We start from the raw sequence: 23,455 nt of genomic DNA on the forward strand, positions 1-23,455 counted from the left end.
TGGTTGTCGCCCGCGTCAGCGGCGGCGGCTCTTTCGGTCGTCCTTGACGTGTCCGCGGAAGGTACGCGTCGGCGCGAACTCGCCCAGCTTGTGGCCGACCATCGCGTCGGTGACGAACACCGGGACGTGCTTGCGCCCGTCGTGGACGGCGATGGTGTGACCGATGAAGGACGGGAGAATCATGGAGCGACGCGACCACGTCTTGATGACGGTGTGCGTGTCGGCCTCGTTCTGAGTCTCGACCTTCTTCAGCAGGTGGCCGTCGACGAACGGTCCCTTCTTCAAACTGCGTGGCATGTCAGGCTCTTCCTCAGCGCTTTCCGGACTTGCGGCGACGGACGATCAGCTTGTCGCTGGGCTTCTTCTTGCGGGTACGGCCCTCAGGCTGGCCCCACGGCGACACCGGGTTGCGGCCACCCGAGGTCTTGCCCTCGCCACCACCGTGCGGGTGGTCGATCGGGTTCATCGCGACACCGCGGACGGTCGGGCGCTTGCCCTTCCAGCGGTTGCGGCCGGCCTTGCCCCAGTTGATGTTGGACTGCTCGGCGTTGCCGACCTCGCCGATGCTGGCGCGGCAGCGGACGTCGACGTAGCGCATCTCGCCCGAGGGGAGACGCAGCTGCGCGCGGTTGCCCTCACGGGCGACGAGCTGCACCTTGGCGCCGGCCGAGCGGCCCATCTTGGCGCCACCCCCGGGACGGAGCTCGATCGCGTGGATCGTGGTGCCGACCGGGATGTTGCGCAGCGGCAGGTTGTTGCCGGGCTTGATGTCGGCGCCGGGACCGGCCTCGACCGTCATGCCCTGCTTCAGACCCTCCGGCGCGATGATGTAGCGCTTCTCGCCGTCGATGTAGTGGAGCAGCGCGATGCGCGCGGTGCGGTTGGGGTCGTACTCGATGTGAGCGACCTTGGCCGGCACGCCGTCCTTGTCGTATCGCTTGAAGTCGATGATGCGGTAGGCACGCTTGTGACCGCCGCCCTGGTGCCGGGTGGTGATCCGGCCCTGGTTGTTGCGTCCGCCCTTCTTGGGCAGCGGACGCGTCAGCGACTTCTCGGGCGTCGTGCGCGTGATCTCACTGAAGTCGGCCACCGAGGAGCCGCGACGGCCCGGGGTGGTCGGCTTGTACTTACGGATTGCCATACGTACTCAGTCCTCGTTCGTTCAGGCGCCAGGCGCAGCGAAGATGTCGATGCTCTGACCCGGAGCGACGCTCACGATCGCGCGCTTGACATCGGCGCGCTTGCCGGTGCCGTTGCGGGTACGACGCGTCTTGCCCTTGCGGTTCTGGGTGTTCACCGCGGTGACCGTGACGCCGAAGATCTTCTCCACGGCGATCTTGATCTCGGTCTTGTTGGCATCCGGACGGACGATGAACGTGTACTTGTTCTCGTCGAGCAGCCCGTAGCTCTTCTCGCTCACGACCGGCCCGAGCAGGATGTCGCGCGGGTCCTTGTGCAGCGTGCTCACTTGTCACCGTCCTTCGCGGTAGCGACCTCGCTCAGCTTGACGGTCTCGGCGTCCCCGTTGGAGCGGAGCGCGACGAAGGCGTCGAACGCGGCCTTGGTGAAGACCACGTCGTCGCTGAGCAGGACGTCGTACGTGTTGAGCTGGTCGAGCCCGATCAGGTGGGTGCCGGCGACGTTGCGCAGGCTCTTCACCGTGGTCTGGTCGGTGCTCTCCACCACGACCAGCACACGCGGACGTGCGGTGATCTCGCGGAGCGTCGCCAGAGCGGCCCTCGTCGACGGCGCCTCGCCGCCCACGAGCGACTCGACGACGTGCAGACGGCCGTTGCGTGCCCGGTCGGAGAGGGCGCCACGGAGAGCGGCTGCCTTCATCTTCTTGGGGGTGCGCTGGTCGTAGCTGCGCGGCGTCGGTCCGTGGACCACGCCACCACCGGTGAACTGAGGTGCGCGGATCGAGCCCTGACGGGCGCGGCCGGTGCCCTTCTGGCGGTACGGCTTCCTGCCGCCGCCGGACACCTCGCCACGCGACTTGGTGTCGTGGGTGCCCTGGCGCGCTGCTGCGAGCTGGGCGACGACCACCTGGTGGATCAGGGGGATGTTGACCTGGACGTCGAAGATGTCCCGGGGGAGATCGACGTCGATGACGTTGGCGGTCACTTGACGGCTCCCTTCTTGGCGCCGGTGCGGATCATGACGATGCCGCCCTTGGGGCCGGGAACCGCACCCTTGATGAGGATGAGGCCCTTGTCGGCGTCGATGGCGTGCACCGTGAGGCTCTGCGCCGTGACACGATCGGTGCCCATGTGGCCTGCCATGCGCAGACCCTTGAACACGCGACCCGGCGTGGCGCAGCCGCCGATCGATCCCGGCTTGCGGTGGTTGCGGTGGGCACCGTGCGAGGCGCCGACACCGTGGAAGCCGTGGCGCTTCATGACGCCCGCGAAGCCCTTGCCCTTGCTGGTGCCCGTCACGTCGACGAAGTCACCGGCGGCGAAGATCTCAGGGGTGACTGCCTGCCCGACCTGGTAGTCCCCGATCGCCTCGGTGCGGATCTCCGCGAGGTGACGGCGGGGCGTGACGCTGGCCTTGTCGAAGTGACCGGCCTGCGGCTTGTTCACCTTGCGCGGGTCGATCTCGCCGAAGCCGATCTGGACGGCGCTGTAGCCGTCGGTCTCGGCGGTGCGGATCTGCGTGACGACGTTGGTGTCGGCAGCGATCACGGTGACCGGAACCACGCGGTTGTTCTCGTCCCACGTCTGGGTCATCCCGAGCTTGCGCCCGAGCAGCCCGACGGGTGCCTTCTGGTTGCTCATCAGCGATCGTTCCTCAGAGCTTGATCTCGATGTCGACGCCCGCAGGAAGGTCGAGGCGCATCAGCGAGTCGACGGTCTTCGGCGTGGGGTCGATGATGTCGATGAGGCGCTTGTGGGTGCGCATCTCGAAGTGTTCGCGGCTGTCCTTGTACTTGTGCGGCGAACGAATGACGCAGTAGACGTTCTTTTCCGTCGGCAGAGGCACCGGGCCAGCGACCGTGGCACCCGTACGCGTGACGGTGTCCACGATCTTGCGCGCCGAGGTGTCAATCACCTCGTGGTCATAGGCCTTGAGCCTGATGCGGATCTTCTGTCCCGCCATGCTCTCGCTTCGTCCTTCTCTTCGTACTGCCTCGGACTCTCCACCCCGGGATCGAGGAAGAGCGCTGCTCCCCTCCGACCCCCGAGGTCGGGCGTGTCGCGGGCTGTAGCGCGCGCGAGTCTTCACACCTCTGGAGTTGGATGGTTGGGCCCCGGACGCCGCCCACCCCGTGCGGGATGTGCCTGCTCTTCCTCGGACCAGGCGCACCAGCGCCGTTCACACCGGAGTGGAACGGCAAGGCGCGCCGAAGCAACTTTCCAAGTCTGACAGACACCACCCCTGATTGCCAAATCGGAGCAGGATCCGTCGCACTTGGACCAACTCTCACGGTAGCGAACACCACCAAACGGTCTGCCGTCGGGCGTCGCCGGCGGCCTCTGCCGTACGGGCTCGGCCGCGCGCTGTCAGCGGTGCGTGTGCTGCTCCGTGGCCGCATGGCCGGCCGACTCCAGCTGGAAGGTGGAGTGGTCCACGTCGAAGTGGTCGGAGAGACACCCCCGCAGCTCGTCGAGCACCCCGTGCCCCGCGTCGTGCTCGAGGACCTCGTCGGCGACCACGACGTGGGCCGACATGACCGGCATCCCCGAGGTGATCGTCCAGACGTGCAGGTCGTGGACGTCGAGGACCCCCCGAGCCTCCCGCATGTGAGCCCTGAGGTCGTCGAGGTCGAAGTCGCGCGGCGTCGACTCCAGGAGGACGTCGGCGACCTCGCGCAGCAGCCCGACGGCGCGCGGGAGGATCAGCGCGGCGATCGCCAACGAGGCGATCGGGTCGGCGGCGTCCCAGCCGGTCACCATGATCACGACGGCCGCCACGATCACCGCCACGGAGCCGACCGCGTCGCCGAGGACCTCCAGGTAGGCGCCCTTGACGTTGAGACTCTCCTGGGAGCCCTTGCGCAGCAGGAGGAGCCCGACCACGTTCACCGCGAGCCCGAGCACGCCCGCCGCCAGCATCCACGGCGAGTCGACATGGGGAGCGTCGTCCAGGCGGCGTACGGCCGAGACCACGACGACCGCGCACAGCGCCAGCAGCACCAGGCCGTTGACGCCCGCGGCGAGGATCTCCGAGCGGTGGTTGCCGAACGTCCGACGCGGGCTGCCGGCACGTTGCGCGACCGTCACGGCAGCGAGGGCCATCGCGAGCCCGAAGGTGTCGCTGAGCATGTGGCCGGCGTCGGCCAGCAGGGCCAGGCTCCCGGTCAGGAGAGCGGCCACGACCTCGACGACGAGGACCAGCACGGTGAGGCCCAGCACGAACGCCAGACGCGGACGGTGCTGGGCGGACGGCGTGCCGTGCGCATGGTCGTGTCCCACGCCCTCACGATACGTCGCCCGGTCCGTGGCGCGCCGTGACGCACGCCATGGGCAGAGAACAGACGACGAGGCCCCGTCCAGCTCGTCGAGCTGGGCGGGGCCTCGTCCAGAGACCGTCCCGGGGTTGCCCCGGGCTCAGATCACTTGTTGATCTTGGTGACGCGACCTGCGCCGACCGTACGACCACCCTCGCGGATCGCGAAGCGGAGACCGTCCTCCATCGCGATCGGCTGGATCAGCTGCACCGACATCTCGGTGTTGTCGCCCGGCATGACCATCTCGGTGCCCTCAGGCAGCGTGACGACGCCGGTGACGTCCGTGGTGCGGAAGTAGAACTGCGGGCGGTAGTTGTTGAAGAACGGCGTGTGACGGCCGCCCTCCTCCTTGCTCAGGATGTAGACCTGCGCCTCGAACTCCGTGTGGGGAGTCGTGGTGCCCGGAGCGATGACGACCATGCCGCGCTCGACGTCCTCGCGCTTCGTGCCACGAAGCAGGAGGCCGACGTTCTCGCCCGCCTGGCCCTCGTCGAGAAGCTTGCGGAACATCTCGATGCCCGTGACCGTGGAGGTCTGCTTCGTCTCGCGGATGCCGACGATGTCGACGGTGTCGTTGAGCTTGACGATGCCGCGCTCGATACGACCCGTGATGACGGTGCCACGACCGGTGATCGTGAAGACGTCCTCGACCGGCATGAGGAACGGCTTGTCCGTCTCACGCTCCGGCTGGGGGATGTACTCGTCGACAGCGTTCATGAGCTCGATGATCGACTCGCCCCACTTGGCGTCGCCGTTGAGCGCCGGGAAGGCCGCAACGCGGACGACCGGTGCGTTGTCACCGTCGAACTCCTGCTCGCTGAGCAGCTCGCGGACCTCGAGCTCGACGAGCTCGATGAGCTCCTCGTCGTCGACCATGTCGCACTTGTTGAGCGCCACGACCATCGCCGGCACGCCGACCTGGCGCGCGAGCAGGACGTGCTCACGCGTCTGGGGCATCGGGCCGTCGGTGGCGGCGACCACGAGGATCGCGCCGTCCATCTGTGCCGCACCCGTGATCATGTTCTTCACGTAGTCGGCGTGACCCGGGCAGTCGACGTGCGCGTAGTGACGGTTCTCGGTCTGGTACTCAACGTGAGCGATCGAGATCGTGATACCGCGCTGGCGCTCCTCAGGAGCCTTGTCGATCTGATCGAAGGCCGAGGCCTCGTTCAGGTCCGGGTACTTGTCATGCAGCACCTTGGTAATCGCCGCCGTGAGCGTCGTCTTACCGTGGTCGATGTGACCGATGGTGCCGATGTTCATGTGCGGCTTAGTCCGCTCGAACTTCGCCTTAGCCACTGAGGCTCCTCCTCGATTGAATGATGCTTTTGCGCCGTGCGGTTGAGCTGATCGAAGCCTAGGTCAGGCCCGCGATCACTCGCCCCTGGCCTTCTTGATGATCTCTTCTGCGACGTTCTTGGGAACCTCGGCGTAGGAGTCGAACTCCATGGAGTACGACGCCTGCCCCGACGTCTTCGACCGGAGGTCTCCGACGTACCCGAACATCTCGGAGAGCGGAACGAGTGCGTCCACGACCCGGTCACCGGAACGTTCCGACATCTGCTGGATCTGGCCACGGCGAGAGTTGATGTCGCCGATGACCTCGCCCAGGTAGGACTCAGGGGTGGTGACCTCGACCTTGAACATCGGCTCGAGGAGCACCGGGTCTGCCTTGCGTGCCGCTTCCTTGAACGCCATGGAACCGGCGATCTTGAAGGCGAGCTCGGACGAGTCGACGTCGTGGTACTGACCGTCGGTCAGCGTCACCTTGACGTCGACCATGGGGTAGCCGGCGAGCACGCCGAACTCCATGGCTTCCTGCGCGCCCTCGTCGACGGCGGGGATGTACTCCCGCGGGACGCGCCCACCGGTGATCTCGTTCGAGAACTCGTAGCCGCCCTCTCCACCAGCCAACGGGCCCGTGGGCTCGATGCTGATGAGGACCTTGGCGAACTGACCCGAACCACCGGTCTGCTTCTTGTGGGTGTACGAGACCTTCTCGACCTTGCGCTTGATGGTCTCGCGGTACGCGACCTGCGGCTTGCCGACGTTGGCCTCGACGCGGAACTCGCGCTTCATGCGGTCCACGAGGATGTCGAGGTGCAGCTCGCCCATGCCGGCGATGATGGTCTGCCCGGTCTCCTCGTCGGTGTGGACCGTGAACGTCGGGTCCTCCTCGGCGAGACGCTGGATCGCGACGCCGAGCTTCTCCTGGTCGCTCTTGGTCTTCGGCTCGATGGCGACCTGGATCACCGGAGCCGGGAAGGTCATCGACTCGAGCACGATCGGGTTGCTCGGCTCGGAGAGCGTCTCGCCCGTGGTGGTGTCCTTCAGACCCATCACGGCGACGATCTGGCCGGCGCCGACCGACGCGATCTCCTCACGCTTGTTGGCGTGCATCTGGTAGATCTTGCCGATCCGCTCCTTGCGGCCCTTGACGGAGTTGAGCACCTGCGTGCCCGCCGTCAGGCGACCGGAGTAGAGACGGATGTAGGTCAGCTTGCCGAGGTGGGGGTCGGCCGCGATCTTGAACGCGAGGGCCGAGAAGGGCTCCTCCTCGGTCGGCTGGCGCGTGAGCTCGGTCTCCTCGTCGCCGGCCTTGTGGCCCGCCACGGAGCCGACGTCGACCGGCGAGGGGAGGTAGTCGACGACCGCGTCGAGCAGGGGCTGGACGCCCTTGTTCTTGAACGCGGTGCCGCACAGGACCGGGACGATCTTGTCGGCCAGCGTGGCGCGACGGATCGCCGCCTTCAGCGTGTCGACGTCGATGTCCTCGCCCTCGAGGTACATCTCCATCAGGTCGTCGTCAGCGGTCGCGACCGTGTCGAGCAGCTTCTCTCGGTACTCGGCGGCCTTGTCGGCGAGCTCGGCCGGGATCTCCTCGACCGTGTAGTCCTCACCGATCTCGGTCTCGCCGCGCCACGTGAGCGCACGCATGCCGACGAGGTCGACGACGCCCAGGAAATCGGCCTCGGCGCCGATCGGGAGCTGCAGCACCGCCGGGTTGGCGTTGAGGCGCTCGACGATCGTGTCGACGCAGTAGAAGAAATCTGCGCCGGTGCGGTCGAGCTTGTTGACGAAGCACATCCGCGGCACGTGGTACTTGTTGGCCTGACGCCAGACGGTCTGCGACTGCGGCTCCACGCCGGCGACGCCGTCGAAGACCGCGACCGCGCCGTCGAGGACGCGCAGGGACCGCTCCACCTCGACGGTGAAGTCGACGTGACCGGGGGTGTCGATGATGTTGATCTGGTGGTTCTTCCACCAGCAGGTCGTCGCGGCCGACGTGATCGTGATGCCGCGCTCCTGCTCCTGCTCCATCCAGTCCATCGTGGCTGCGCCCTCGTGGACCTCACCGATCTTGTACGTGATGCCGGTGTAGAAGAGGATGCGCTCGGTCGTCGTCGTCTTGCCCGCGTCGATGTGCGCCATGATGCCGATGTTGCGCACCGTGGCGAGGTTGGTGGTGATGTCTACGGCCACCTTGGCTGACTTCCCTTGCTGTCGTGAGTCGATTCCGGAGATGGGTGCCGCCGGCCCGTGACGGGCCTACGGCACGCCGTCACCAGCGGTAGTGGGCGAAGGCCTTGTTGGCCTCGGCCATCTTGTGCGTGTCCTCACGCTTCTTGACTGCGCCGCCCAGACCGTTCGAGGCGTCGAGCAGCTCGTTCATCAGGCGCTCGGCCATGGTCTTCTCGCGACGCTCGCTGGCGAACCGGACGAGCCAGCGAAGAGCGAGGGTGTTGGCGCGTGAGGCGCGGACCTCGATCGGGACCTGGTAGGTCGCACCGCCGACACGGCGGGACTTGACCTCGAGGGTCGGCTTGACGTTGTCGAGCGCGCGCTTCAGCGTGATGACCGGGTCGGTGCCGGACTTCTCACGCGAGCCTTCGAGCGCGCTGTAGACGATGCGCTGGGCGACCTGCTTCTTGCCGTCCTCGAGGACCTTGTTGATCAGCTGCGTGACCAGGGGGCTCGAGTAGACCGGATCGGCCTCGGTGGGACGCTTCGGTGCTGGACCCTTGCGCGGCATCAGCTCTTCTCCTTCTTCGCGCCGTAGCGGCTGCGAGCCTGCTTGCGGCTCTTGACACCCTGGGTGTCCAGCGCGCCGCGGATGATCTTGTATCGCACACCCGGGAGGTCCTTCACACGGCCACCGCGAACGAGCACGATCGAGTGCTCCTGCAGGTTGTGACCCTCACCGGGAATGTAGGCCGTGACCTCGATGCCGCTGCTCAGCCGGACGCGAGCAACCTTGCGCAGCGCAGAGTTCGGCTTCTTCGGCGTCGTCGTGTACACGCGGGTGCACACTCCGCGACGCTGGGGCGAACCCTTCAGGGCGGGCGTCTTGGTCTTCGCCACCTTGTCCTGACGGCCCTTGCGGACCAACTGCTGGATCGTTGGCACTACATGCTTCTTTCTTCTGTCCGGCTCTGTCTCTGTAGCTCTCTTCGTCCCCGCCGCAGGCGTCGTCCGGCGGCGCGCTCGGGGCGTGCCGCCACCGCGTCGTGCGATGGTAGGTGTTGCTGCTCGCGGTCCTGCACCTCGTCCGCACGGCCCGGCTGCGAGGCCAGGTCGCGCGACTCGACCGACGGTGCGGCGACACGCGAATCAGTGCACACGGACACGAGTCCACGGCACAATGTCCAAGACTACCGGGTGCCTCGTGAGGGGTCAAAACGGGTTCGGGGGGCGCCCTCACCACGGCCCTCGCGCGAGGGGTGGCGGTCCAGCAGCTCGGCCAGGTGGAGGGCCTGGACGCCGGCGAGATCGTCCAGCTGGGTCCGGCACGAGAACCCGTCCGCCAGCACGACGCTCCCCTCGGGCGCCTCGCGTACGGCGGGGAGCAGCTGGTGCTCCGCGACGGCCACCGACACGTCGTAGTGACCGCGCTCGACCCCGAAGTTGCCCGCCAGACCGCAGCATCCCCCGAGCCGGGTCACCGTAGCCCCGGCTCCCTGCAGCAGCGCCGCGTCGGCCTGCCAGCCGAGAACCGAGGCGTGGTGGCAGTGCGGCTGCGCGACGATCGTCACGTCGCTCAGGTCGGGCGCGACCCATCCGGGGGTCCGGGCGAGGAGCTCGGCGAGGGTGAACACTCCCCCGGCCACCTCGACGGCGCGGGGGTCGTCGGTCAGCTCGACGGCGTCCGAGCGCAGCACGGCGAGGCAGGACGGCTCGAGGCCCACGACGGGGGTGCCGAGCGCGACGTACGGGTGCAGCGCAGCCACCGTGCGCTCGACGTTGCGGCGGGCACCGTCGAGCTGACCGGTGGAGATCCACGTGAGCCCGCAGCACACCGACTCGTCGAGCAGCCGGACCCGGTAGCCCGCCGCCTCGAGCACGCGGACAGCGGCCTGCCCGGGCGCGGTGTGGAAGTAGTTGGTGAACGAGTCGGCCCAGATCAGCACCTCAGGACGGTCCGCCCCGGAGGTGTCGTGCAGCGCGGCGGCATCGCTCCCCCGGGTCGCCGTGCCCTCCCCGCGACTCCAGCGACGGAGCGTGGTCGAGGCGAAGCGCGGGATGCTGCGCCGGGGGTCGACGCCCGCCAGCCACAGCGCGAGCGGCCGCAGGCCCGGGGTCCGGAGCAGGGCGTTCACCAGCCTCGCCACCGGCGAGGACAGGCGCGCCCAGAGCGGAAGCAGGCCCAGGGCGTAGTGGCTGCGCGGCCGGAGACGACGTCGGTAGGTCTGGTGGAGCACCTCCGCCTTGTAGGTCGCCATGTCGATCCCGGTCGGGCAGTCCCTGGCACACCCCTTGCAGGAGAGGCAGAGGTCGAGCGCCTCGTGCACCGCCGGATCCTTCCAGCCCTTGTCGACCACCCGGCCGTCGACCATCTCCTGGAGCACCCGCGCCCGGCCCCGGGTCGAGTCCTTCTCATTGCGTGTCGCCACGAACGACGGGCACATCACCCCGCCCGCCGCCGTGTTGTCGGCGATGCACTTGCCGACGCCGGTGCAGCGGTGGACCGCGGCGCCGAAGTCGCCGTCGTCGTGGACGAGCCGGAGCGCGAGGCGGTCGCGGACTCGGCCGACGCCGGTGCCGCGGAGGTCGGCGTCGAGCGGGGCGGGATCGACCAGCACACCGGGGTTGAGGAGGTCGTCGGGGTCGAAGGCCGCCTTGACCCGCCCGAAGAGCGACAGCGACTCCGGCGTGTACATCAGCGGCAGGAGCTCGGACCGAGCCCGTCCGTCTCCGTGCTCACCGGACAACGAGCCGCCATGTCGCGCGACCAGCGCGGCGGCGTCGAGCAGGAAGGCGCGGAACACCCTCGTGCCCTCGTGTTCGGGCGCGGCGAACGGGAAGTCGATGCGGACGTGGACGCATCCGTCACCGAAGTGGCCGTACGGCACACCGTCCAGGTCGTACTGGCGCAGCAGGGCCTCGAACTCGCGCAGATAGGCACCCAGCCGCGCGGGCGGGACCGCGGCGTCCTCCCAGCCGGCATAGGCCGGACGTGAGAGCGACCGTGCCGCGAGGCCGGCCCCCTCCTCCCTGATGCGCCACAGGGCGGCCTGCTCGGCGACGTCGGTGACCAGCCGCGTCGAACGGGTGCCGACACCGGCGGCGACGGCCGCGGCACGCGCCTCGAGCTCGCCCGGCGAGCCTCCGGACAGCTCGACGAACATCCATCCGGAGCCGGCCGGCAGCTCGGGGACGGACGCGGGACCGCGCTGGGCACGGACGACGTCGACGATCCGGGCGTCGAGGCCCTCGCAGGCGGTCGGGTCGTGCGGGAGGATCGCCAGCACGTCGTCGGCAGCGTCGGCCATCGTCGGGTAGCCCAGGAGCAGCAGGACACGGTACGGCGGATCGGAGACCAGGTCGACGGTCGCACCGAGGGTGACGGCGAGCGTGCCCTCGGTGCCGGCGAGGAAGGTCGCCACGTCGAACCCGTTCTCGGGCAGGAGGTGCTCCATGGAGTACCCCGACACCTGCCGCCCGAACCGCCCGAACTCGGTCCGGATCGTCGCGAGGTCGGCACCGACCACGGCGCGGAGGGCTTCCAGCGTCGGCGACGAGCCGGAGCCGCTCGAGGCGGAACCGGCCACGGGCCGGACGAGCGAGAGCCGCTCACCGCTCGCCGTGACGACGTCGAGCGCGGCGACGGTGTCGGCCGAGCGTCCGTACGCGAGGGCGCGGGACCCGCACGCGTTGTTGCCGATCATCCCGGCGATGGTGCACCGGGTGTGCGTGGACGGGTCGGGCCCGTAGCGCAGCCCTGCCCGCGCTGCCTCCCGCTGCAGCGCGGCATGGACGGTGCCGGGCTCGACCCGGGCCGTACGGGCCTCGCGATCGATCTCGAGGACACGGTTGAGGTGGCGCGTGAAGTCCATCACGATCCCCGGGCCGACCGCGTTGCCGGCGATCGACGTCCCGGCACCGCGCGAGGTGAGCGGCACCCCCGACGCACGGGCGACGTCGACGACCGCAAGGACCTCGTCGGTGGTGCGCGGCCGCACGACGACCTGGGGGACGACACGGTAGAGCGAGGCGTCGGTGCTGTAGAGCGCGCGTGCCAGGGCGGAGTCGTCGACGTCGCCGACCCCCGCGCGACGCAGAGCCGTGGCGGTGTCGAGGCCGAGCGTGGCCGCATCGACCGAGGAGGTCGTCACCACAGGCTGATCGACCGCTCGAAGATGCCCGCCACCGCCTCCTCGTCCACCGGCTTGGGCGCGGTGGCGAGGAGCCGCTGCTGCTTCATCGTCCCCTCGACGAGAGCGGGGACGTCGCCCTTGTCGAAGCCGACGGCGCCGATGCCTGCGGGGATGCCGATGTCGCGCATCAGGCGGACGAGCACCTGCGGCAGGAGGTCGGCGAGGTCGGACGGCCGGGCGGCGCCGGGCTCGAGGAGCTCGGCCGCGCGCACGTGCCGCTCGGGCGCGGCGTCGAAGGTGTAGCGGAACGCCTCGGGAGCGGTGAGCGAGACCGCCATGCCGTGCGGCACCATCGCCTCGTCCTGCGGGTAGCCCGAGGGACGGAAGTCCTTCACCTGGCCGGCGATCGGGTAGGCGTTGGCGTGCGGGATATGGACCCCGGCGTTGCCGAACCCCATGCCTGCGAACGTCGCGGCCAGCGCCATCTGCTCGCGGGCGTCGACGTCACCGCCGTCGTGCACCGCCGCGCGGAAGGACGACGCGAGCAGGCTCATCGACTTCTCGGCCCACACGTCGGAGATGGGGTTCGCTCCGCAGTACGGGACGCGCTCCGAGGCGGCCTTGCGCTCGTAGGAGGTGAACGGACGTGCGGTGTAGCTCTCGAGCGCGTGGCAGAGGATGTCCATCCCGCTGGCCGCAGTGACCTCCGGCGGCTGGGACAGCGTCAGCTGGGGGTCGATGATCGCCAGCTCCGGCCTCAGCCGCGGATGGCTGATGCCCGTCTTCACGTGCTGCGACAGGACGTCGAGCACGCAGATCGTGGTGCTCTCGCTCCCGGTGCCGGTCGTCGTCGGGAGCGCGATCAACGGGAGGAGGGCCTTGGCCGGCGCCCGGCCTGCTCCCACCGGCACGTTGATGTAGTCCATCAGCTCACCGTCGTTGGTCGTGAGCAGGTTGACCGCCTTGGCGGTGTCGATGCTCGAGCCTCCTCCGAGGGCAACCACGGCGTCGAAGGGACCGTGCGAGCGTGCGAAGTCGATCGCATCGGAGAGGCTCGCGTCGGTCGGCTCGACGTGCGAGTCGGCGTAGACGACCAGCTCCACGCCGTCGGCCGCGACCTGCTCGACGACCCGGTCGGGGACACCGGTCGCCTCGAGGCCGCGGTCGGTGACCAGCAGCGCTCGACGCACACCGAGCGACGCGAGCTCGTAGCCGAGCTCCGCGCTCGCGCCGGACCCGATCTTCAGTCTCGGGGACCCGTAGGTGAAGACAGTCTCGGGACGGGTCGGCTGGGCGAACGGCATCCGGGCTCCTGAAGGTCACGACGGCCCACAGGCGCGTCTGTACGCGTGTTGCGTAGATGACAATACGGCGTCACGGGCACTTGTCGGGCACCTGACCACGTTGCTCTAGGGTGTTCGGGGGCTTGATCTGGAGGTGGACGGATGAACCGGTCGACAGTGGCCGCTGCGCTCGCAGCGACCCTGGTCCTCGGCCTTGGCGCGTGCAGCCCGCTCGCGCCGGCACGACCCGACCCCTCTGCGACCACCCACACCAGCCTCAAGGTGGACGTGGCCCAGCACGAGAGCTTCTCCGGCACGCCCATCGTCTACTCCTTCACCGTTCCCGACGGGGCGACCCAGCTCGGACCGCTCGTGCGTCAACGAAGCCCTGAGCTGCTCGCCGCGTACGAGCCGGTCCTGGCCGAGGCTGAGCGTCGTCAGGCACTCGAGGCGGCCGCCGACGCCGTCGAGAACCAGGGCGAGACGACACCGACACCGACCGAGCCCCCCAACCCGCTCCCCACCGACGACAGCTTCGCGATCCTCTCGGAGCCGCCGGAGCCCGACACGACGACGGCGCTGCTGAGGATCGACGGCGACCCCGGCGAGGTGTTCAGCAACGTGCTCGCCCAGGTGGCCGAGGCCATGCCCGCGCTCGAGCTCGACCCTGACGCGTGGTCGCGATTCTGCACCGCGTCAGACGGCGTCTACACCGGCTGCTCGTTCGACGTGACGGGGCGCACCACCGAGGACGTCGGGGTCCGGGTCTCGGTGACCATCGACCCGGGCAACCTGCGGACGCAGCAGTCCCCCGCCGGCGCCCAGGGCAAACCGGTGATGACGTACACCGTCGTGGCCACCGATCCCCCCGACATGCGGCCGGCGTGGGAGGCGCTCGACGAGGAGACCGACACCCCGGCCGAGGGCGAGCCGCAGGTCCTGCCCGCTCCGGAGAAGGTTCCGGCGACGACCGCGCCTCTGCCGCCGGCCCCGCAGGTGGAGGGCACGTGGCCGAAGCTCCCGGTCTCGCGCCCGGTTGCCACCGGCGGCGACCTCATCACCCCGCAGTGGAAGCTGCGCGACGACTCGGCGCTGCTCCTCTCGGGCGACCGGCCCGCCTTCGCCAGCATCCTCGTCGAGCGCGGCGCCAACGCCGACGCGATCGCACGCAGCTATGTGCTGGCCTACAGCACGGCCGGCGACCCCGTCCAGGACGTCATCGAGGACCGCACCGAGATCAGCACCACCTACCGCGCCGTGACGCCGAAGAACGGCCCGACCGTCTCAGCGACGTTCACCCAGGCCGGACGCGGCAACTACATCGCGCTCTTCTACGCCCCGCCCTCGCGCGGCTGAGCGGCCGGGCTCGTCTGGGCGTTCCGCCGGGCGGCGGAACGCCCACTCCATCCGTGGGGCGAGCAGCGGCCCGACGGCACGCGCGACGCGTTCCGACATCAGCGCGGTGCCCAGGAGGGCCGCGCCGACGAGGACGATCGGCACGCAGTACGGGCCCAGCTCGGCCAGAAGGTCGAACGCGCCGACGTGGGCCAGGGCGATGATCACGAACCCGTGGAGGAAGTACGCGTTCATCGTGCGGCGGCCGAGGCCGGTCGTGACGTCGACGCGCCGCGGGATGACCGACAGGACCGCGGCGGTCAGGGCGAACCCGACCACGAGCAGGCCCGCGCGCGTCGTCAGGCCGCCCAGGGCGTCGGCCTCGAGGGGCGACTCGGCGTAGGCGTCACGCCAGTAGAGCCACGAGACGTACCAGCCCTCGTGACGCAGCTGGCACCAGGCGAACGTGCCGGCCAGGGCGAGCGCCGACACGACACGGACCAGCGGACGGCGGAGGAACGCGAAGTGCGCCGGCCGCAGGTACATCCCCGCCACGTAGAACGGCAGCAGACCGAGGATGCGGTGGATCGAGACGACGTTGCTCACCTGCCACAGTCCGGCCACCAGGCTCACGGCGATCGCGACCAGCACCGGCGCCCGCACCACCTGCCAGAGCGGGGTCGACAGTCGCCAGGCGACCAGGGCGATGAGGAACCAGGTGGACCACGCCGGGTCGAGCAGGTTGATGTCGAGGGGCTTGCCGTCCAGCACCGCGCGGAACCCGTCGAGACCGATGTTGAGGACGATGTAGGGGACGACGAGTGTCGTGACGAGCGCTCGCGTCTGCTTGGGCGAGCCTTCGTAGCGTCGCGAGACGTAGCCCGAGACGAGCACGAACGCGGGCATGTGGAAGGCGTAGATCCAGGCGTAGGTGCCCCGGGCGGCAGGGACGTCGAGGAGGTACTGCAACGCGTGCCCGGCGACCACCAGGAGCATCACCCAGTAGCGGGCGTTGTCGAGAAGAGGATCGCGCGCCGCCGGTCGGGCCGCTGCGTCGACGGAGCTGTCGGCGTCTGCTCGGGGCTGCATCAGCGTCGTAGACATCTGGCACGACGTAACCACCCGCTCCTTAACGCATCCTGAGAGGGCCCGAGAACACGCGGCGAACGGTGCACGACGTGCGAGGGCCCCCGGGAGCAGATGCTCCCGGGGGCCCTCGTCAGGACCTCGTCGATCAGCCGGAGAAGCTGCCGAAGTCGAAGTCGTCCAGCGCGACGGACTGGCCCCCGGTGTTGCCGAAGTCGTAGTCGTACGACTCGTACCCGGTCACCGCGTACGCCGCCTGGCGCGCCTCCTCGGTGGGCTCCACCCGAACGTTGCGGTACCGCTCGAGGCCGGTGCCCGCCGGGATCAGCTTGCCGATGATGATGTTCTCCTTCAGGCCACGGAGCTGGTCCGACTTGCCCTGGATCGCCGCCTCCGTGAGGACACGGGTCGTCTCCTGGAAAGACGCGGCACTCAGCCACGACTCGACCGCGAGGGAGGCCTTCGTGATGCCCATCAGCACCGGACGGCCGGATGCAGGCTGCCCGCCCTCGGCCACCACGCGACGGTTGGCCTCCTCGAACGTCGCACGGTCGTGCAGGTCACCCGGCAGCAGCTTGGTCTCGCCCTGGTCGATGACCGTGACGCGACGCAGCATCTGCCGCACGATGATCTCGATGTGCTTGTCGTGGATGGCCACGCCCTGGCTGCGGTAGACCTCCTGGACCTCGTCGACCAGGTGCTCCTGAGCCCGGCGGACGCCGAGGATGCGCAGAACCTCCTGCGGATCCGGCGTGCCGTGCGTCAGCTGCTGCCCAACCTCCACCTCGTCGCCGTCGGCGATGAGGAGACGCGAGCGCTTGGACACCGGGTACTCGTGCGGCTCAGACCCGTCGTGCGGGACGACGACGAGCTTGCGAGCCTTGTCGCTGTCGTCGATCGTCACGCGTCCGGCGGCGTCCGAGATCGGCGCGCGGCCCTTGGGCTGACGCGCCTCGAAGAGCTCGACGACACGCGGCAGACCGTGCGTGATGTCGTCACCGGCCACACCACCGGTGTGGAAGGTACGCATCGTCAGCTGGGTGCCGGGCTCACCGATCGACTGGGCCGCGATGGTGCCGACGGCCTCGCCGATGTCGACGAGCTTGCCGGTCGCCAGCGAACGGCCGTAGCACTTGGCGCAGGTGCCGGTCTTGGCGTCGCAGGTCAGCACCGTACGGACCTTGATCTCCTCGATCCCGGCCGCGACGAGCCGTGCGATCTCGGGGTCTCCGAGGTCGCCGGCGGCCTCGACAAGGACCTCACCCGTCTCCGGGTGGGTGATCTCGGTCGCCGCGTTGCGGGCGTACGCCGAGGTCTCGACGTTCTCCGCCAGCACGAGCCGGCCGTCAGGCAGACGGTCCGCGATCCGCTTGGGCAGACCACGCTCGGTGCCGCAGTCCTCCTCGCGGATGATGACGTCCTGGCTGACGTCGACCAGGCGACGCGTCAGGTAGCCGGAGTCCGCCGTACGGAGCGCGGTGTCGGCCAGGCCCTTGCGCGCGCCGTGGGTCGCGATGAAGTACTCGACGACCGACAGACCCTCGCGGTAGTTCGCCTTGATCGGGCGCGGGATGATCTCGCCCTTCGGGTTGGCCACCAGGCCTCGCATCGCGGCGATCTGACGCATCTGCATCATGTTGCCGCGAGCGCCCGACTGGATCATCATCCAGATCGGGTTGTCCTCGGTGAAGGTCTTCTCCATCTCGGCGGAGACCTCGTTGGTGGCCTGGGTCCAGATCTCGATGAGCTCGCTGCGACGCTCGTCGTCGGTGATCAGACCGCGCTGGAACTGCTTCTGGACCTTGGCGTCCTGATCCTCGTAGATGGCGAGGATCTCCTGCTTGCGGCTCGGGGTGACGACGTCCTCGATCGAGATCGTGACGCCGGACCGCGTGGCCCAGTGGAAGCCGGTGTCCTTCAGCGCGTCCAGGGACGCGGCGACCTCGACCTTGCTGTAGCGCTCGGCGAGGTCGTTGACGATCACACCGAGCTGCTTCTTGCCGACCTGGTAGTTCACGTAGGCGTAGTCGACCGGGAGCGCCTCGTTGAAGAGGACACGTCCGAGCGTGGTCTCCAGCGTCAGGGCGTCGCCGCGGCTCCAGCCCTCCGGGACCTCGACGTCGGCCGGGGGCACGACCTCGGGGAAGCGGATCTTGATCTTGCTCTGGAGCGCGATCTCGCCACGGTCGAACGCCATCCTCGCCTCGGACGCCGAGGAGAACGCGCGACCCTCGCCCGGCTGTCCGTCACGCTCGAGCGTGAGGAAGTACAGCCCGATGACCATGTCCTGCGTCGGCATGGTGACCGGACGACCGTCGGCGGGCTTGAGGATGTTGTTGGTCGACAGCATGAGGACGCGTGCCTCAGCCTGCGCCTCGGCCGACAGCGGGAGGTGGACGGCCATCTGGTCACCGTCGAAGTCGGCGTTGAAGGCCGAGCAGACGAGCGGGTGGATCTGGATGGCCTTGCCCTCGATGAGCTGCGGCTCGAACGCCTGGATGCCCAGCCGGTGCAGGGTGGGTGCACGGTTGAGCAGCACCGGGTGCTCGGAGATGACCTCTTCGAGGACGTCCCACACCTCGGCGCGCGCGCCGCGCTCGACCATGCGCTTGGCCGACTTGATGTTCTGCGCGTGGTTCAGGTCGACCAGACGCTTCATCACGAACGGCTTGAACAGCTCGATCGCCATCTGCTTGGGCAGACCGCACTGGTGCAGCTTGAGCTGCGGGCCGACGACGATGACCGAACGGCCCGAGTAGTCGACGCGCTTGCCGAGCAGGTTCTGGCGGAAGCGACCCTGCTTGCCCTTGAGCATGTCGGAGATCGACTTGAGCGGGCGGTTGCCCGGTCCGGTGACCGGCCGTCCACGACGGCCGTTGTCGAACAGCGAGTCGACGGCCTCCTGGAGCATCCGCTTCTCGTTGTTGACGATGATCTCCGGCGCGCCGAGGTCGAGCAGACGCTTGAGCCGGTTGTTGCGGTTGATGACGCGACGGTAGAGGTCGTTCAGGTCGCTGGTGGCGAAGCGGCCACCGTCGAGCTGGACCATCGGCCGCAGCTCCGGCGGGATCACCGGGACCGCGTCGAGGACCATGCCGGCGGGCCGGTTGTCTCCCGACATGAAGGCCGAGACGACCTTGAGGCGCTTGAGGGCTCGCGTCTTGCGCTGGCCCTTGCCGGTCGCGATGGTCTCCTTGAGGCTCACAGCCTCCGCCGCGAGGTCGAAGTCCTGGAGGCGCTTCTGGATCGCCTGCGCGCCCATGTAGCCCTCGAAGTACTTGCCGAAGCGGTAGGTCATCTCGCGGTAGAGCAGCTCGTCGCCCTCGAGGTCCTGGACCTTGAGGCTCTTGAAGCGGCTCCAGACCTCGTCCAGACGATCGATCTCGCGCTGGGCGCGGTCACGGATCTGCTTGACCTCGCGCTCGGCGGCGTCCTTGACCTTGCGCTTGGCGTCGGCCTTGGCGCCCTCGGCCTCCAGCGCACCGAGGTCCTCCTCGAACTTCGCCATGCGCTGCTCGATGTTGTTGTCGCGACGCGACTCGAGGTTCTTGCGCTCGACGTCGATCTTGGCCTCGAGCGAGGGCAGGTCGCGGTGACGCGCGTCCTCGTCGACGTGCGTGATCATGTACGCGGCGAAGTAGATGACCTTCTCGAGGTCCTTCGGCGCGAGGTCGAGGAGGTAGCCCAGCCGGCTGGGAACTCCCTTGAAGTACCAGATGTGGGTGACGGGAGCGGCGAGCTCGATGTGTCCCATGCGCTCACGACGCACCTTGGAGCGGGTCACCTCGACGCCGCAGCGCTCGCAGATGATGCCCTTGAAGCGGACACGCTTGTACTTGCCGCAGTAGCACTCCCAGTCCCGCGTGGGACCGAAGATCTTCTCGCAGAACAGACCGTCGCGCTCGGGCTTGAGCGTGCGGTAGTTGATCGTCTCGGGCTTCTTCACCTCACCGTGGGACCACCCACGGATCTCGTCGGCGGTGGCAAGGCCGATCTTGAGCTGATCGAAGAAGTTCACGTCGAGCACGTTGTCTTCTTTCCTTCGTGATGAAAAATCTGTGGACGAGGCCGGAGGCGGGGCGCGGACTCAGAGAGTGCCGCGCCCCGGCGACTCAGACCTCCTCGACGCTGGCGGGCTCGCGGCGCGAGAGGTCGATCCCGAGCTCTTCAGCAGCCCGGAACACGTCCTCCTCAGCGTCACGCATCTCCACCGCGGTGCCGTCGGACGAGAGGACCTCGACGTTCAGGCACAACGACTGCATCTCCTTGACGAGAACCTTGAACGACTCCGGGATGCCTGGCTCGGGGACGTTCTCGCCCTTGACGATCGCCTCGTAGACCTTCACACGTCCGAGGATGTCGTCCGACTTGATGGTCAGGAGCTCCTGCAGGGCGTAGGCCGCGCCGTACGCCTCGAGGGCCCACACCTCCATCTCGCCGAACCGCTGTCCACCGAACTGCGCCTTACCGCCGAGCGGCTGCTGCGTGATCATCGAGTACGGACCCGTCGACCGTGCGTGGATCTTGTCGTCGACGAGGTGGTGCAGCTTCAGGATGTACATGTAGCCGACCGAGATCGGTGCCGGGAACGGCTCACCCGTACGTCCGTCGAACAGCATCGCCTTGCCGTCACGGCCGACCATCCGCTCGCCGTCACGGTTCGGGAGGGTCGAGGCCAGGAGTCCCTGGATCTCGTCCTCGCGCGCACCGTCGAACACCGGGGTGGCGACGTTGGAGTCCATCGGCGAACGGTCTGCGCCGATGGAGCGCAGGCGCTCGGCCCACTCGCCCTTGCTCTCACCGATGTCCCAGCCGGTCTTCGCGACCCACCCGAGGTGGGTCTCGAGAACCTGACCGACGTTCATCCGGCCTGGCACGCCGAGCGGGTTGAGGATGATGTCGACGGCGGTGCCGTCGGGCAAGAACGGCATGTCCTCGACCGGGAGGATCTTGGAGATGACGCCCTTGTTGCCGTGGCGGCCGGCGAGCTTGTCACCGTCGGAGATCTTGCGCTTCTGCGCCACGTAGACGCGGACCAGCTGGTTCACGCCCGGGGGCAGCTCGTCGCCCTCCTCACGGTCGAAGACGCGGACGCCGATGACCGTGCCGGACTCGCCGTGCGGCACCTTGAGGGAGGTGTCGCGGACCTCGCGCGCCTTCTCGCCGAAGATCGCACGGAGCAGACGCTCCTCCGGGGTGAGCTCGGTCTCGCCCTTGGGCGTGACCTTGCCGACGAGGATGTCGCCGTTGGAGACCTCCGCGCCGATCCGGATGATGCCGCGCTCGTCGAGGTCGGCGAGCATCTCGTCGCTGACGTTCGGGATGTCGCGGGTGATCTCCTCCGGGCCCAGCTTGGTGTCACGCGCGTCGACCTCGTGCTCCTCGATGTGGATCGAGGTCAGCACGTCGTCCTGGACGACACGCTGCGAGAGGATGATCGCGTCCTCGTAGTTGTGGCCCTGCCACGGCATGAACGCCACGAGGAGGTTGGAGCCGAGCGCCATCTCGCCCTCGTCGGTGCAGGGACCGTCGGCGATCGGCGAGCCCTTCTCGAGGCGGTCGCCCTCCTTGACCAGCGGACGCTGGTTGATGCAGGTGCCCTGGTTGGAGCGGGTGAACTTCGACAGCCGGTAGGTCTTGTAGATGCCGTCGTCCTGCATGACCTCGACGAAGTCCGCGCTGACCTCGGTCACGACGCCCGGGGCCTTGGCCACCGTCACGTCACCGGCGTCGACGGCGGCACGGAACTCCATGCCGGTGCCGACGAGCGGCGCGTCGTTGCGGATCAGCGGGACCGACTGGCGCTGCATGTTGGAGCCCATGAGCGCGCGGTTGGCGTCGTCGTGCTCGAGGAACGGGATGAGCGCCGTCGCGACCGACACCATCTGGCGCGGCGAGACGTCCATGTAGTCGACCTCGTCGGCCGGGACGAGCTCGGCCTCGCCACCACGCTGGCGGACGAGCACGCGATCCTCGGCGAAGGTGCCGTCCTCGTTCAGGCGCGAGTTGGCCTGGGCGATGACGTAGCGGTCCTCGTCGCTCGCGGTGAGGTACTCGATCTCCTCGGTGACGCGGATGCCGTCGACCTTGCGGTACGGGGTCTCGACGAACCCGAACGAGTTGATGCGACCGTACGACGCCAGCGAACCGATCAGACCGATGTTGGGACCCTCGGGGGTCTCGATCGGGCACATGCGGCCGTAGTGCGACGGGTGGACGTCACGGACCTCGTAGCCGGCGCGCTCACGAGACAGACCACCCGGGCCGAGGGCCGAGAGACGACGCTTGTGCGTCAGGCCCGCGAGCGGGTTGTTCTGGTCCATGAACTGGCTCAGCTGCGACGTGCCGAAGAACTCCTTCAGCGCCGCCACGACGGGGCGGATGTTGATCAGGGTCTGGGGCGTGATGGCCTCGACGTCCTGAGTCGTCATCCGCTCGCGGACGACCCGCTCCATGCGGGCGAGACCCGTACGGAGCTGGTTCTGGATGAGCTCGCCGACGCTGCGCAGGCGGCGGTTGCCGAAGTGGTCGATGTCGTCGGCCTCGACGAACGTCGAGCCGGCCGGCATCTCGAGCTCGGTCTCGCCGGCGTGCAGCGCGACGATGTACTTGATCACCGAGACGATGTCCTCGATGGTCAGCGTCTGCTGGTCGAAGGCCTCGTCGGTGCCGAGCTTCTTGTTGATCTTGTAGCGACCGACCTTGGCGAGGTCGTAGCGCTTGGGGTTGAAGTAGTAGTTGTCCAGCAGCTGCTGGGCGGCCTCGGTCGTCGGCGGCTCGCCCGGGCGCAGCTTGCGGTAGATGTCGAGCAGCGCGTCGCTCTGGCCGGACGTGTTGTCCTTCTCCAGGGTGGCGCGGATCGAGTCGTACTGGCCGAACTGCTCGAGGATCTCCGCCTCGGACATGCCGAGGGCCTTGAGCAGGACCGTCACGCTCTGCTTGCGCTTGCGGTCGAGGCGGACGCCGACCTGGTCGCGCTTGTCGATCTCGAACTCGAGCCAGGCGCCGCGCGACGGGATCACCTTGGCGGTGTAGATGTCCTTGTCGGACGTCTTGTCGGGCGTGCGCTCGAAGTAGACGCCCGGCGAGCGGACGAGCTGGGACACGACGACCCGCTCGGTGCCGTTGATGATGAAGGTGCCCTTGTCCGTCATCAGGGGGAAGTCACCCATGAAGACGGTCTGGCTCTTGATCTCGCCGGTCTCGTTGTTCATGAACTCGGCGGTGACGAAGAGAGGCGCGGCGTACGTGACGTCACGGTCCTTGCAGTCCTCGACCGAGTTCTTGGGCGGCTCGAAGCGGTGGTCACGGAACGACAGCGACATCGTCTCGGAGAAGTCCTCGATCGGAGAGATCTCCTCGAAGATCTCCTCCAGACCGGACTTCCGGGAGACGTCGTTGCGACCGGCGGCAAGCTGCTCCTCGACCGAGGCCTTCCAGCCCTCGTCCCCGATCAGCCAGGAGAAGCTGGACGTCTGGAGCGACAGCAGCTCCGGCACCTCGAGGGGCTCAGAGATCTTGGCGAAGGAGACACGACGGGGGTTGGTTTTGGCGGAGGTGGCGGCAGTGCGCGAGGAAGCCAAGAGGGGTCCTTCCAAAGGCTCGCAGTTCCCGGTTGCGGCACCGTCCGGACCCATGCCGAACGGCCCCCGTCAAGGGGCTGTGGGCAGGAGGTAGGAGGCGCAAAGAAACAGTCTAGACGC

The 23,455-nt window shown here is 68.4% G+C and carries 17 protein-coding genes; 1 reads left to right on the forward strand and 16 read right to left on the reverse strand.

The window, feature by feature from the left end; genetic code table 11:
* Positions 1-15 precede the first annotated feature (15 nt).
* The 13 genes from rpsS to KV102_RS03705 form a co-directional block, all read right to left on the reverse strand.
* Positions 16-297: a 30S ribosomal protein S19 gene (gene rpsS, locus KV102_RS03645; RefSeq protein WP_139087789.1), complete on the reverse strand. Its 282-nt coding sequence runs from the start codon at positions 295-297 to the stop codon at positions 16-18.
* A gap of 13 nt (positions 298-310) precedes the next feature.
* Positions 311-1,141, reverse strand: a complete 831-nt coding sequence (gene rplB / locus KV102_RS03650; RefSeq protein WP_220342063.1) for a 50S ribosomal protein L2 — start codon at positions 1,139-1,141, stop codon at positions 311-313.
* Between the two features lie 21 nt (positions 1,142-1,162).
* Positions 1,163-1,468, reverse strand: coding sequence for a 50S ribosomal protein L23 (rplW, locus tag KV102_RS03655; protein WP_220342064.1), 306 nt, complete (start codon positions 1,466-1,468; stop codon positions 1,163-1,165).
* On the reverse strand, positions 1,465-2,124 hold the full coding sequence (gene rplD / locus KV102_RS03660; RefSeq protein WP_220342065.1) for a 50S ribosomal protein L4: 660 nt from the start codon (positions 2,122-2,124) through the stop codon (positions 1,465-1,467). Before rplD ends, rplW begins: the two co-directional genes overlap by 4 nt.
* Entirely contained in the window at positions 2,121-2,780 is a 660-nt protein-coding gene (gene rplC, locus KV102_RS03665; protein ID WP_220342066.1) for a 50S ribosomal protein L3, read from the reverse strand. Before rplC ends, rplD begins: the two co-directional genes overlap by 4 nt.
* A 13-nt stretch (positions 2,781-2,793) precedes the next feature.
* On the reverse strand, positions 2,794-3,102 hold the full coding sequence (rpsJ, locus tag KV102_RS03670; RefSeq protein ID WP_039345402.1) for a 30S ribosomal protein S10: 309 nt from the start codon (positions 3,100-3,102) through the stop codon (positions 2,794-2,796).
* 404 nt (positions 3,103-3,506) lie between these two features.
* On the reverse strand, positions 3,507-4,418 hold the full coding sequence (locus tag KV102_RS03675) for a cation diffusion facilitator family transporter (RefSeq protein WP_220342067.1): 912 nt from the start codon (positions 4,416-4,418) through the stop codon (positions 3,507-3,509).
* 140 nt (positions 4,419-4,558) lie between these two features.
* Positions 4,559-5,752, reverse strand: a complete 1,194-nt coding sequence (gene tuf / locus KV102_RS03680) for an elongation factor Tu (RefSeq protein ID WP_220342068.1) — start codon at positions 5,750-5,752, stop codon at positions 4,559-4,561.
* Positions 5,753-5,827: 75 nt separating this feature from the next.
* On the reverse strand, positions 5,828-7,936 hold the full coding sequence (gene fusA, locus KV102_RS03685) for an elongation factor G (protein WP_220342069.1): 2,109 nt from the start codon (positions 7,934-7,936) through the stop codon (positions 5,828-5,830).
* 79 nt (positions 7,937-8,015) lie between these two features.
* Complete coding sequence (gene rpsG / locus KV102_RS03690) at positions 8,016-8,486, reverse strand: 30S ribosomal protein S7 (protein WP_220342070.1); 471 nt, start codon at positions 8,484-8,486, stop codon at positions 8,016-8,018.
* Positions 8,486-8,860 (reverse strand): 30S ribosomal protein S12, encoded by a 375-nt coding sequence (rpsL, locus tag KV102_RS03695; protein ID WP_139087780.1) that lies wholly within the window; start codon positions 8,858-8,860, stop codon positions 8,486-8,488. The genes rpsG and rpsL overlap by 1 nt, the downstream gene beginning before the upstream one ends.
* A gap of 245 nt (positions 8,861-9,105) precedes the next feature.
* A complete protein-coding gene (locus tag KV102_RS03700; protein ID WP_374197337.1) occupies positions 9,106-12,069 on the reverse strand; it encodes an FAD-binding and (Fe-S)-binding domain-containing protein in 2,964 nt (987 codons plus the stop codon).
* A complete protein-coding gene (locus KV102_RS03705; protein WP_220342072.1) occupies positions 12,063-13,352 on the reverse strand; it encodes a hydroxyacid-oxoacid transhydrogenase in 1,290 nt (429 codons plus the stop codon). The genes KV102_RS03700 and KV102_RS03705 overlap by 7 nt, the downstream gene beginning before the upstream one ends.
* Positions 13,353-13,493: 141 nt before the next feature.
* Between KV102_RS03705 and KV102_RS03710 the strand changes: the two genes are divergently transcribed.
* The gene (locus KV102_RS03710) at positions 13,494-14,687 is read left to right on the forward strand and encodes a hypothetical protein (protein WP_220345325.1); all 1,194 of its coding nucleotides are present in this window, start codon (positions 13,494-13,496) and stop codon (positions 14,685-14,687) included.
* On the opposite strand, the gene KV102_RS03715 is transcribed toward KV102_RS03710, so the two are convergent.
* The 3 genes from KV102_RS03715 to rpoB all read right to left on the reverse strand — a co-directional run bounded on the left by KV102_RS03715 (position 14,616) and on the right by rpoB (position 23,335).
* A complete protein-coding gene (locus KV102_RS03715) occupies positions 14,616-15,770 on the reverse strand; it encodes an acyltransferase family protein (protein ID WP_220345326.1) in 1,155 nt (384 codons plus the stop codon). The two genes, KV102_RS03710 and KV102_RS03715, sit on opposite strands and share 72 nt — an antisense overlap.
* Positions 15,771-15,900: 130 nt before the next feature.
* Positions 15,901-19,779 carry a DNA-directed RNA polymerase subunit beta' gene (locus tag KV102_RS03720; protein ID WP_220342075.1) on the reverse strand — a complete coding sequence of 1,293 codons (3,879 nt, stop codon included), beginning with the start codon at positions 19,777-19,779 and terminating at the stop codon, positions 15,901-15,903.
* A gap of 85 nt (positions 19,780-19,864) precedes the next feature.
* Positions 19,865-23,335, reverse strand: coding sequence for a DNA-directed RNA polymerase subunit beta (gene rpoB, locus KV102_RS03725; protein WP_255560553.1), 3,471 nt, complete (start codon positions 23,333-23,335; stop codon positions 19,865-19,867).
* Positions 23,336-23,455 lie beyond the last annotated feature (120 nt).

Origin of the sequence: Mumia sp. zg.B53, assembly GCF_019550935.1 — a bacterium.
In the GTDB taxonomy this organism is placed as follows: Bacteria; Actinomycetota; Actinomycetes; order Propionibacteriales; family Nocardioidaceae; genus Mumia.